This window comes from Pseudoalteromonas sp. CH_XMU1449-3 (genome assembly GCF_037027245.1).
Lineage (GTDB): Bacteria > Pseudomonadota > Gammaproteobacteria > Enterobacterales > Alteromonadaceae > Pseudoalteromonas > Pseudoalteromonas shioyasakiensis.
In genome coordinates this window covers 10,603-23,794 of sequence record NZ_JAYMDY010000016.1, presented here as the reverse complement: position 1 = coordinate 23,794, position 13,192 = coordinate 10,603, and the positions used below count along the sequence as shown (strand labels likewise).

The 13,192-nt window shown below is 41.2% G+C and carries 7 protein-coding genes; 6 read left to right on the top strand and 1 reads right to left on the bottom strand.

All coding sequences use genetic code 11. The annotated features are described in order from the left end of the window. Positions 1 to 41: 41 nt before the first annotated feature. Together WA256_RS17015 and WA256_RS17010 are read left to right on the top strand one after the other, a co-directional pair. The gene (locus WA256_RS17015; protein ID WP_063707100.1) at positions 42 to 347 is read left to right on the top strand and encodes an H-NS histone family protein; all 306 of its coding nucleotides are present in this window, start codon (positions 42 to 44) and stop codon (positions 345 to 347) included. Positions 348 to 415: 68 nt separating this feature from the next. Continuing rightward, the gene (locus WA256_RS17010; protein WP_335992701.1) at positions 416 to 2,161 is read left to right on the top strand and encodes a DEAD/DEAH box helicase; all 1,746 of its coding nucleotides are present in this window, start codon (positions 416 to 418) and stop codon (positions 2,159 to 2,161) included. Between the two features lie 26 nt (positions 2,162 to 2,187). Here the strand turns inward: WA256_RS17010 and WA256_RS17005 are convergent, their stop codons facing one another. Further along, a complete protein-coding gene (locus tag WA256_RS17005; protein ID WP_054564034.1) occupies positions 2,188 to 2,520 on the bottom strand; it encodes a ribonuclease E inhibitor RraB in 333 nt (110 codons plus the stop codon). Positions 2,521 to 2,691: 171 nt separating this feature from the next. Between WA256_RS17005 and WA256_RS17000 the strand changes: the two genes are divergently transcribed. From WA256_RS17000 to hrpA, 4 genes are all read left to right on the top strand, one after another. Continuing rightward, complete coding sequence (locus WA256_RS17000) at positions 2,692 to 4,419, top strand: autotransporter assembly complex protein TamA (protein WP_335992700.1); 1,728 nt, start codon at positions 2,692 to 2,694, stop codon at positions 4,417 to 4,419. Then, entirely contained in the window at positions 4,419 to 8,105 is a 3,687-nt protein-coding gene (gene tamB, locus WA256_RS16995; RefSeq protein ID WP_335992699.1) for an autotransporter assembly complex protein TamB, read from the top strand. The genes WA256_RS17000 and tamB overlap by 1 nt, the downstream gene beginning before the upstream one ends. A gap of 91 nt (positions 8,106 to 8,196) precedes the next feature. Further along, positions 8,197 to 9,087: a peptidylprolyl isomerase gene (locus tag WA256_RS16990; protein WP_335992698.1), complete on the top strand. Its 891-nt coding sequence runs from the start codon at positions 8,197 to 8,199 to the stop codon at positions 9,085 to 9,087. 213 nt (positions 9,088 to 9,300) lie between these two features. Next, complete coding sequence (gene hrpA, locus WA256_RS16985) at positions 9,301 to 13,191, top strand: ATP-dependent RNA helicase HrpA (RefSeq protein WP_335992697.1); 3,891 nt, start codon at positions 9,301 to 9,303, stop codon at positions 13,189 to 13,191. Position 13,192: the final 1 nt, after the last annotated feature.

Here is a 13,192-nt window from a genome sequence, read left to right as displayed (position 1 = left end):
TTGAACATTTAACTAACTTTTAATTATTAAGCGAGCTCTCAATGAAAGAAATCCGATCTTTTGTGAAATCTGCGTCATTATCTGAATTAGAAAAAGCAAAACAGCTAATTGACACAGCAATCGAGAAATATACTCAACAGCAAGAAGCTAAAAAAGAAGTACTCGATTTACTAAAAGAAAAAGGACTTACATTAGAAGATCTACAGGATGTAGCAACAACAGATAAACGTACTAAGGTTAAACCAAAGTACCGCATCGAATTTAATGGCGAAATTGTTGAGTGGACAGGCCGTGGCAAACGTCCTAAAGCATTCCAAGGTGTCGATTTAACAAAACACCTCGCTTAATTTTTGCTTTAAAGAATATCAAGGGAAGCGTATGCTTCCCTTTTTTATGTCGATTATAGTCCGATAACATGAAGTACGTACTCAGACCCTACCAACAAGAGGCCGTAGCACGCACGGTTGCTCACTTTCGACAAACAGATGACGCCGCATTGATTGTTTTACCAACAGGGGCTGGAAAAAGCCTTGTTATTGCTGAACTTGCGCGCATTGCTAAACAAAAGATTATGGTGCTCGCGCATGTTAAAGAGTTAGTAGAGCAAAACGCCGAGAAATATATTAGCTTTGGTTTTAAGGCGAGTATTTTTTCTGCGGGGTTAAAGCAAAAGTCTTTAACAGAGCAAGTCACCTTTGCGAGTGTGCAATCACTGGCACGCAATACAGAAAAGCTCACTGATGCTTACTCTTTGTTGATCATTGATGAATGCCACCGTGTAAGCGGTGATGAACAAAGCCAGTACGGGCTGGTGATAGCGAGTCTAAAAAAACAAAATCCCAATCTTAAAGTACTTGGCTTAACCGCAACACCATTTCGTATGGGGATGGGCTGGGTTTACCATCATCACTATCATGGTTTTGTTAGAGGTGATAAAGATGCACCGTTTAAAAAGTGTATTTTTGAGTTACCACTGCGCTATATGATCAAGAACGGCTATTTAACGCCGCCCCATGAAGTCGATGCAGCCATTAGCCATTATGACTTTTCATCATTACCGAGTGATTCATTTGGTCGGTATAGTATTGAGAATATGAATGCGTTATTGAAAGATAATACACGCGCAACAAAAGCGATTATCAAGCAAGTTATAGAATACAGTGAACAGCGTCATGGCGTGATGATCTTCGCAGCAACCGTAATGCATGCCAAAGAAATTACCAGTTACTTACCTGAGGATAGTACGGCACTTATCACGGGTGATACTGATAATAACGAGCGTGACCGAATTATTAATCAATTTAAAGCAAAACAAATAAAATATTTAGTAAATGTATCCGTACTCACGACGGGTTTTGATGCGCCTCATGTCGATTATATTGCGATTTTACGTCCCACCGAGTCGGTCAGTTTATATCAACAGATTGTTGGTCGAGGCCTTCGTTTAAGCGAAGGAAAAAAAGACTGCTTAGTGATTGATTATGCAGGTAACGGCTTTGATTTGTTTTACCCTGAGGTCGGCAGTAAAAAAGCGCAAAGTGATAATGAGCCTGTTCAAGTGCTGTGTCCAGGCTGTGGATTTGCGAATATTTTTTGGGGTAAAACAGACAGCGAAGGCAAAGTGGTTGAGCATTTTGGTAGGCGCTGCCAAGGCTTGCTGGACGATGGTGAAGAACAAGTACAGTGCGATTATCGTTTTCGGTTTAAAGAATGTGAGCAGTGTGGTGAACAAAATGATATTGCTGCAAGGCAGTGTCAGTCCTGTGGTGCCATGATGGCAGACCCTGATGATAAACTACGAGAAGCACTAAATTTAAAAGATGCCTTGGTATTAAGGTGTAGTGGTTTGTCAGCTCAGGTGCTCGCAAAAGGGTTACTTAAAATTAGCTATTATGATGAAGATGGAGCCAGTTGTGATGAGGTATTTAACTTAGCAAATGACACCGGACGATTTATTTTTAATAAGCAGTTTGGTAAGCGAGCAGCACCAGGTTTTACCCCAATGGATTGGCAAAACGCGGAGCAAGTTGTCAATTTACAACAGCAGCTACTGGCACCCGATTTTGTGATTGCGCGTAAAAATAAAAAATACGGTTGGAAAGTGGCTGAAAAGCTATTTGATTATCAGGGCAATTTTCGTAAGGCGAATCAATTAAATTGATCCCCTTACGAGATTGTGGGAATGGCTTATTCTTCTTCGGCCATCAACCCCCAACCATCGCCATAACCATTATGGCTATTAGCAATGCTTTCTAAGTATTGTTCTGTTTGGCTAAGTAAGGTGTGATCTGGCACCATCTTCACACGAGTAATTACTTCCCACACCCCTGTATCTGGGCATTTGGCTAACTCTGTTGAAGGGGCAAGTTCATCACTTGTAATGGCTTCAGCAAATTTTTCTGCTTCAGGCTTTTGTTCAAAAAGAATATAGAAATCGATAGTTTGCATACTGGTTAAATCGACACCAGCGTCAGCAATTTCAGCTAATAATTGACCGTTTTCGTCATCAGGGAAGTGCATTTAGTCGCTCATTCATTATAAATCTAGGTATTATCCGCTATTGTAGCGAAAATAATTGTTTAACGCGTACTAATTTTAACATTTCAATTATGTCAGTGGCTATTGCACTGTGCTAGTATCTTTTTGTACTCATTTTAGATTATGACTCTTCCAAAAAAGTAAGGATATTTTTTGTATACTCGGCATTTCTTTTTTGTCTTTGTGTTTATCTGCTTTTCATACAGCCAGCACGCAATTAGTGCCTCAACTGTTATTAAAGATTATAAAATTCAAGGGATCAGTGATGATCTCGAAAAAAACGTTGAGCTTTACATTAAGCAACTTGTCGATGAAAAAACTTCTAAGGCATTAAGGCGTCACGCTAAAAGCCAAGTTGAAATGAGTTTAAAGGCGCTTGGTTATTATAAGCCGATAATCAAAATTAGTTTCGATGATGCTCAGCAGCTTTTAATTGTTGATGTTCAACGTGGTCCTGCTACCCGTATTGCAGATATTAACGTGACTATCACGGGTGCCGGTAAAGATGACGCTGAATTTATGTCTGCCGTCAACAGTATCAAAATCAAACAAGGTGACTTTTTAAATCACGGTAAATATGAGGCCGCAAGAAAACGTATTGAAAGCGAACTATTAGACTTAGGCTATTTTGATGCAAAATGGCATGAGCATAAATTGGCAGTTTCGCTAAAAAATAATAGCGCAAAAGTCATTTTCAATGTCGATACTGGGCCCCGTTATCAGTTTGGTGACATCACAATTGGTAGTGAGACTCCAGCCGAAAAATACATTCGTTCGCTGGCTGAATTTAAACAAGGTCAGCCTTATAAAGCGACCGAGGTTTCTGATTACAACTTAGCACTGTCGAGTACCCCTTACTTTGCGAGTGTTCGTGTGTATGCAGATATTGCAAAACGTAAAAATAACCAAGTGCCTGTCAACGTTGATGTATTACACAAACCTGCCAATAGTTATGAAGTGGGTGGCGGTTATAGCACTGACCTTGGACCAAAAGTCCGTTTCAAATGGACCAAGCCTTGGATCACTGAAGATGGTCACTATTTAGAAAGTAACCTTAATGTATCTGAGCGCCAGCAAGATATTTCACTTGGCTATACGGTGCCAGTTGACGACCCTAATGATGATCTTTGGCGCTTTTCTGTGGGTTACAAGCTCGAAGATGAATTAACCAATGATTTATACAGCCGTATATTCACGGGGCAGCTTCAGCGGCAGTGGCTCACTGATGACGATTGGGTACGTACTGCTTTTTTAAGACGCGATTACGAGACCTATCGAATAGGGGATGAAGAACAAAGCGCAAAAATGCTGATGCCTGGTATTAGTTATGCCAAAAAAGACACCGAGGGGGGCACAACGCCTTATGAAGGCTATCAATGGATGATGTCAGTAGAGTTTGGTTTAAAAGATATGATGTCTTCAACCAATATTTTGCGCTTACAACTGCAAAATGCCTGGTTAACTACTTTTGCAGAACGCCATATGCTGTTTTTAAGAGCCAATCTAGGTGCCATGTTGGTCGATAATATAAATGATGTGCCGTTATCACTGCGTTTTTATGCCGGTGGTGATCAGAGTGTACGTGGTTTTGCCTATGAATCTATCTCCCCTGAAGATGGGGAAGGGCGCCTAATTGGTGGTAAATATTTAATGAGTGGCACTGTTGAATATAACTATCAATTTGCTGAACATTGGCGCGCAGCCTTATTTGTCGATAGTGGTACTGCGACTAATGATTTTAGTGATCGCGTCGAAGTTGGTGCCGGTTTTGGTTTTCGCTATTTAACACCGGTTGGCCCTGTACGTATCGACCATGCTTGGGGTTTAACAAAAGAAAGCAAAAGTACCCGATTAAGTATTACCATAGGGCCTGAAATCTAATGAAGATGTTAAAAAAGATAACCAAGGTTCTATCAATCACGTTGGCAAGTCTGCTAGTTATTGTGTTTTGTTTGCTATTCACCGCGCCCGGTAATCACTTTATTGCATACACAGCGAATAAGTTAGTTGATGGTTTAAAAATCAACCTGCCATCTGGGCGTTTTTTATATAACGATGCGTTTGATGTTCACTTTGAAAATCAAGGTATCAAGCTTGATGCAAAGCAGCTAAAAATTGATTTATTCTGGTGGCGTTGTGATGGTATCTGCCTAGATAATTTAAGCGCCCAGTCGATTGATCTAAGCATTAAAAGCCAAGCTGTAGCAACTGAGCAGAGCACTGAAGCAGAGCCTGAAGCTGAGCAAGCTGGTCAAATCAACTTACCAATGAAAGTTGCTGTTAAGCGAGTTGCAATTAATCGCTTTAATCTTGCGCATCCGAGTGCCGATGTAACAGTCAACAAATTAAACTTAAGTGGTCGCGGCGAAGAATCGGATATTACAGTGGATACACTGACCATTGCTGATGTTGCTGTGATGCTACACGAAGCAAAAGAGCAGCCTAAATCAACCCCATTAACTGAGCTGCCAGCATTACCAGCAATTGATATTAAGCTACCGATTAATATTGAGTTAAAGCAATTTCAAATCAGTAAAGTTGCTGTTACCCCTTATGGTGCTAAAGAGGCTCAGCTAGTCGAAAATATCGAATTAGTTGCGTCTGCTAAGGGGAGCGATATTAATCTTGAAAAGCTTGCTGCAAGTTATCAGCAATGGCAATTGCACTCTAATTTAATGGCAGAGCTTTCTGGTGAAAATACAATTGAGGGAGCAGTGTCTGTAAAAAGCACTGAGCATCAAGCGAAGTTATCGCTTTCAGGCCCGCTTGAGGATTTAACGTTAGATTTAGTAACGCAAGGAGCGTACCCAGCAGAGTTAAAAGGGGCTGTTAACCTAAAACAAACAAATTACCCATTTGATTTAACAGGCCAGATAGCAAAGTGGCAAATTACGACAGATACACAACAGCTGCAATTATCGGACTTTGATTTAAAAGCCAAAGGCCATGCCGATGCTTATGCTGTCGATTTGAGCCTAGTAACGCAGTTAGACGCATTACCTGCAATGACTGTGAAATCGCAATTACAAGGTAGTTTAACAAACGCAAAACTTGAGCAGTTAAGCCTTAATGCTAATGACAGTAAAGCAGACATTAACGCATCAGTTGATTGGTCGAACGGGGTAAAAAGCGAGTTTAAAGGGGTTTTAAGCCACTTAAAAGCCCAATACTTAACGGATGCACTAAGCAGTGATTTATCTGGTGAATTTAATGGTTCATTTAATTTACAGGCAGGTGAGTGGCAGCTTGCCTTAGATAACACGCAATTAAATGGTTCAGTTAATGAAGTGCCAGTGACCTTGTTGTCGGATTTTGAACTTGATAGCAGCTTGCATGCGAGTTTTAAAAAACTTGAAGTGAAAAGCGGCAAAAATGAAATTGCGCTATCGGGACAGGTTGATGACGTATGGCGTGTAGACGGTAAATTGCGTTTAGATGCCAGTGGTCAAGATATCTTGCCTATGCAAGGCAAGGGCTTTGCTGATTTGAGCTTACGTGGTGAGCGTCTTGCGCCAACGGTTGATTTAAATCTAGTCCTTAATACATTGAGCTATCAAGATATTCAGGTTGATGGTTTAACATTAAAAGGGCAATTTGATTACGCTGCAGACTGGCAAACGGATGTGTCACTGGTGCTTGATTCTGCATCGATTAGCGAACACAAAATTAATCAAATTGAGTTAGACGCCAGTGGCGATAAAACAGATCATCATTTAACTTTTTTACTCGATGCAGATCAAGGCAAGGCATCATTTGATGTAGACGGTAAATTTAATAAAGAGGCCTGGCAAGGTGCGCTAAGCCAAATTCTTGTTACCGATAATCAGGTGCGCTTTGGCACTGATAAACCGGTTAATATTCAAGTAAATACCAAAACCTTTGACTTTAATGTAGGCGCGCATTGCTGGCAAAGTGATAACTCCAAACTATGCTTTGAGATCTTGCAGCAAACTGAGCAATTAGGCCAGTTAAATGCACAGCTTGCAGCGCTATCTATTGCTGAATTTAAACACTTCTTACCCGATAACTTGAAAGTAACAGGCGATGCAAATGGGGAGTTTGTTGCTAATTGGAATAATGGTGCATTGAAAACGATTCGTGCCAATATCAAAACCAACCAGCTGCAAGCATCTTTAATTGATGACGCAAATGTTTATAAGTTACCGATAGAGGTTTTAGATATCTCGGCAATGAGCGATGCGCAAACGGGTAAACTTAATGCCACTATTGATTCATCTGTATTAGGTAAAGTGACGTCAGAGCTCAACATTGATGATATTCAAAATCAACAGACCTTAGCGGGCGACTTGGTTATTGAGAAAATTGAGTTAACAAACCTACGCCCTTTTATAGCTTCACTTGAGCAATTAACAGGCGACATAAAAGGCCGGTTAGCAATCGCAGGTACTTTAAAAGAGCCATTACTCAATGGTGATTTTGATGTCGAAAAAATCAATCTAGAAGGGGCAACCTTGCCGGTGTCGCTGCAAAACTCTTATGTGAACATTGCCTTTAATAACCAAAGTGCAAAGCTCACTGGCGAGCTCAAAGACACCGAAGGGGGCGCGCTTAATTTATCTGGCGGTGTTGATTGGCAGCAAGATTTACCGGACGTTGACGTGAGATTAAACGGTAAAGAGTTTTTTGTGCGTGCTCAGCAAGATGTCACCTTTAAAGTGTCTCCAGACTTAACTATGTCGTTAAAAAATAATGCGTTTAATCTTGATGGCCAAGTCGTCGTGCCATGGGGACGTATTGCGATTGAAGAGCTACCAGAAGGTGCTGTGCAAGTCAGCGATGATGAAGTCATTGTTGATATTGAGCAGCAACAGTCAGAAAAAGTGCCCTTTGATTATGCTATTAACCTAAAGGTGTTGGTTGAAAATGATGTGCGCGTTGACTCGTTTGGCTTACAGTCAAAAGTTGAAGGTGACATAAACATCAGCATGGACCAAGTTACGCCGATGATAGCAACGGGTGAGTTGAACCTAGTTCAAGGTACCTATCGTGCTTTTGGTCAAGACTTGCAAATTCGTACCGGTCAGGTGGGCTTTAGCGGCTCAATTGATAAACCGTACTTGAACATTAAGGCAATTCGTAATCCAGACAACACCTCGAATGGCGTGATTGCGGGTATTACCTTAACTGGTAATGTTGAACAGCCTTCCTTAAAAGTTTTCTCAGAGCCTGCGATGGACCAAGCCCAAGCATTGGCTTATTTATTAAATGGGCAACCTCTTGATGAAGGAGATAGTTCAACAGATGCGATGCTCACCCAATTATTGCTTGCCCAAGGTGTAAACCGTAGTGAAGGTGTAGTATCTAAAATCGGTGAAAGCTTTGGTTTGTCTGATGTCAGCTTAAGTTCAAGCGGCAGCGGGGATGACACCAAAGTTGAAATATCTGGCTACGTTACACCGGGTATTCAAGTGAAATACAGTGTTGGCATTTTTGATTCACTAAGTGAAGTGGCCGTTCGTTATCAATTGTTGTCGCAATTGTATATTGAGGTCACCAGCGGCCTTTATCAAAATGTTGATATTCTTTATAAATTTGATTGGGACTAATAGCTCTACTTGTGATCAAACATCGCTTTTACTTGCTTATTAGGGCATAAGTTAATAGGCTGAATTGTCAATTACTTAAAAGATAATAACAATGAAATTAAGTCTATTAACTCTGTGTCTTGGCGTAGTTTTAGCTGCACCAATTACTGCAAAAGAAACAAGCCAAAAACGTTCCGCTGGCGAAATCATTAAAACCGCAAGTAGCATTGAGTGGCGAAAAGTCAGTGCCGAAAACGTCATTAAATTAACCTTACCTACGGGTGCTGCTTATATCGAACTAAACGATAAACTAGCGCCCATTCATGCAAATAACATGCGACAGCTTGCCAAAGAAGGGTTTTATCAAGGCCTGAGTATGTATCGCTTTGTTGAAGGATTTGTTGCGCAGGGCGGAGATGCCAGCGAAAGTAAACCTGTTAAAAATGCCAAAAAAGGGTTACCTGCTGAGTTTTATCTACGCACCGAGGCTCCTTTAGCGATTACAGAGCTTAAAGGGCCTGATGGCTATGCCGCTAAAACTGGCTTTTTAAATGGCTTTGCTGTGGCACAAAACCAAAGCCAAACCGAAACATGGCAAGTACATTGCCCAGGAATTTTTGCTATGGCCCGCGGTAATGATATTAATTCCGGTGGTACCGAATTTTATGTCACCATCGGTAATAGCCAGCGCTATTTAGACCGTAATATCACCGTGTTTGGTCGTGTTTTAGAAGGCATGGAGCACTTTAATCTATTGCAACGTAAAGCCACTGAAGGTCAGCCATTTAACCCCATCACAGATATGCAAGTATTAGCAGATATTAAAGATACTGATAACAGTGAATTTCGGGTGATGAAAACAGACTCAAATGCCTTTAAAGACCTCATCGAAGCGCGTAAAAATCGAGTAGAAGCGTGGTTTGTTGAAAGCCCTGATTACATCGATGTTTGTGCAATGCCAATCCCAACCGAGAGGACTATGCCAACTCGCAATAATACTTAATCATTTTGAGGGATTAAATCTGTCGCTAACTGCGTTAAAAATCTCTCATTTAGAACAACTAAATAACGAAATTTTTGCCTTGTTATCAACGAGATTTTATTGCCTCAAAACTGTTCACTTAATTAAGCGAATTGGCATAAATAAAGCCATGACCACCTGATAGATTATTTGATACAATATCAGTCTATTGGTTAAGAAATATAAGGGTATCGGGTGGTTAACCTAGGTCCGCTGTTCGGCGAATTAAAAACGTGTTTACGCAAAGATCAATTCATCTTCAAAAAACGCCTTCATGGCATTAAAAAAATCAACGATGAAACTAAGCAAGCAAACATAGCGCAAAAAATAGCAGAAGATATTAGTCGTTCGCAGCAATTGCGCGAGCAACGTTTGGCTGCCTTGCCTAAAGTGACCTACCCAGAACAACTTCCTGTTAGTCAAAAGAAAGATGACATTAAACAGGCGATCGCCAATAACCAAGTAGTGATCATCGCCGGTGAAACTGGCTCAGGTAAAACGACGCAGATCCCAAAAATGTGTTTAGAGCTTGGCCGCGGTGTTGATGGATACATTGGTCACACCCAGCCTCGCCGACTCGCGGCTCGAAGTGTCGCGAATCGTATTGCAGAAGAAATGCAATGCGAGCTAGGCCAACAAGTGGGTTTTAAAATTCGCTTTAGTGACCAAGTTTCTGACAATAGTTACATTAAATTGATGACAGACGGTATTCTGCTGGCTGAAATTCAACAAGACAGATACCTAAATCAGTACGATACCATCATCATCGATGAAGCCCACGAACGCAGCCTAAATATCGATTTCATCTTAGGCTATTTAAAAAATTTACTGCCAAAACGTCCTGACTTAAAAGTTATTATTACCTCAGCGACGATTGACCCAGAGCGTTTTTCTAAACATTTTGATGATGCACCCATCATCGAAGTATCCGGTCGAACTTTCCCAGTAGAGGTTCGTTATAGACCAACCACTGAAATCAACAAAGATGAGATGGAAGCGGATGGTGACCAATTACAGAGTATTTTTGATGCCGTTGATGAGCTGTGCGATGAAGGCCCTGGCGATATTCTGATTTTTATGAATGGTGAACGAGAAATCCGTGATACCGCCGATGCGTTATCAAAGCGAAACCTCAAAGGCACGGATGTTTTACCGCTATATTCGCGTTTATCAAACGCTGAACAGAACCGAATTTTTGCGCCGCACAGCCGTCGTCATATTATTTTAGCCACCAACGTGGCTGAAACATCACTAACGGTACCGGGTATTCGTTATGTTATTGACCCAGGTACTGCGCGCATCAGCCGTTATAGCTACCGTACTAAGGTACAACGATTACCGATTGAGCCAATTTCACAAGCCAGTGCCAATCAGCGTAAAGGTCGCTGTGGTCGTATCGAAGCGGGTATCTGTATTCGTTTGTATAGCGAAGAAGACTTTAATTCGCGCCCAGAGTTTACTGATCCTGAAATTTTACGCACCAACTTAGCCTCTGTTATTTTGCAAATGCTTGGTTTAGGGCTTGGCGACATGCAGCAGTTCCCGTTCGTGCAAGCGCCAGATAGCCGAAATATCAACGATGGTTTAACGCTACTTGAAGAACTCGAAGCCATTAAGCCAGCTAAACGTCATAAAAAGACTGAGCTTACTAAATCAGGAAGAAGTTTAAGCCGTTTACCGGTTGATCCACGGTTAGCTAAAATGGTGCTGACTGCCGATGGCTTAGGTGCACTGCGTGAAGTGATTATTATTGTTGCGGCATTGTCGATTCAAGACCCAAGAGAGCGACCACAAGAAAAACGCGGTGCAGCGGATGAAAAGCATGGCCGTTTTGATGACCCTGATTCAGATTTTATCGCCTTTTTAAATCTGTGGAATTACCTTGAAGAGCAGCAATCTGAATTGAGCAATAGCCAGTTTAGAAAGTTATGCCAAAAGGACTTTTTAGCCTATATGCGTATTCGCGAATGGCAAGATATTGTTTATCAGCTATCAACGGTATGTAATGAAATGGGCATGAAGGCCACTACAAATGTTGCAGATAGCGAGCGAATTCATCAATCTTTATTAAGCGGTATGTTAAGTCATATTGGTTTTAAAGATGAAAAACAAATTTATAAAGGCGCCCGCAACAGCCAATTCCATATTTTCCCAGGTTCAGGATTATTTAAAAAGAGCCCAAAATGGATTATGTCGGCAGAGCTTGTTGAGACCAGTAAGCTTTATGCGAGGATTAACGCGCGCATAGACTTGAAATGGGTTGAAGGCTTTGCACAGCATTTAGTAAAGCGCAGCTACAGCGAACCGCATTGGGAGAAAAAGCCGGGTGCAGTTATCGCGTTTGAGCAGCAAACCCTGTATGGCCTATTAATTGTTAATAAGCGCCGCTGTGTATACAGCAATATTGATCCAAAAGTAAGTCGCGAGTTGTTTATTCGCACCGCTTTAGTAGAGCAAGAACTGGGTCAAAATGAAGGCTTTTTACAATATAACCAAGAGTTAATTGAAGATATTCAGGTTCTTGAAAATAAATCTCGCCGCCGTGATATTTTAGTTGATGAACAAACCCTATTTGAATTCTACGACAAGAAAATTCCACAAAATGTAAATAATCGTGCCGCGTTTAATAAGTGGTGGAAAGGGCAAAAGCAAAAAGATAAGCGCTTTTTGCACATGTCTCGAGAAGAATTAATGCAGCATGGTGCTGATCATGTCACTGAGTTTGATTACCCAGATACTTGGCAGCAAGAGAACTTATTATTACCACTGGCATATCACTTTGATCCAGGGCAAGCCGTTGATGGTGTTGCGGTACAAATTCCAGTTGCATTGTTAAACCAAGTACAAGAAACCGGTTTTGATTGGCATATTCCTGCATTTAGGCATGAGTTAATTTGTGCGCTTATCAAGTCGCTACCAAAAACAATTCGTCGTAACTTTGTGCCTGCGCCAAATTACGCCGATGCGGTACTTGCTGCAATCGAGCCAATGCAAGGCAACTTAATTGATGCAATTAGCACGCGCTTATTACGTATGACAGGTGTGCGTGTTGAGCCAGATGCATGGGATTTATCAACCCTTGCTCCGCATTTACGCTTACAGTTTGAGGTACGCGATGAACACGATAAGTTACTCGCTCGTGGTTTAAATCTATCTAAGCTAAAAGCCCAGTTACAAGGTAAGGTAACGGATACCTTATCGAAAGTAGCAGACAAGGGCATAGAAAAAGCTGATTTGACCGAGTGGAGTTTTGGTGAGTTACCTAGTTCGTACGTGAAAAAACAAGGTCAATACGAGATTAAGGCGTTTCCAGCGCTTGTGGATAAAAAAGACTCAGCCGCGGTTGAGTTATTTGATAATGAACACAAAGCACAGCAGGCGCACCAACAAGGTTTACGCCGCTTAGTGTTATTAAACGTGCCATCACCGATTAAGTATTTACAACAAAACTTACCAAACAAATCTAAATTAGGTTTGTACTTTAATCCGTTTGGTAAGGTCAATGACTTAATTGATGACTGTATCGCTGCAGCCGTTGATAGCCTGTTAACTAAATACGGCAACATTCGCACTGCAGATGCATTTGAAAAAGCGAAAGAGCAAATTCGCGGTGAGCTTGGTGATACGGTTGTTGAGATCGCTACCCAAGTAGAGCAAGTGTTGAGTATTGCTCATGGCTTAAATAAACGTATGAAAGGACGCGTTGATTTAACCATGATCACGGCGCACGGTGATATTAAATCACAGTTACAAAACTTAGTGTTCAAAGGCTTTGTAAGCCAACACGGCGCAGTAAAAATGACAGATTTAATACGTTACTTAAAAGCCATTGAACGCCGCTTAGAAAAGCTACCTGTTGATCCTAATCGTGATAGGTTGTGTGTGCTTGAGCTTGATAAAGTAGCTGAGCAATATCAAAAATTAGCGAGCAAAATCCCTAAGGGAATGCCAATTCCTGAAGAGATCAGTGCGATATTTTGGATGCAACAAGAGTTACGTGTTTCTTTATTTGCACAAACACTAGGGACGCCTTATCCTGTATCTGCTAAACGTGTTTTAAACGCAATTAAAGAATGTGAGTTATAAT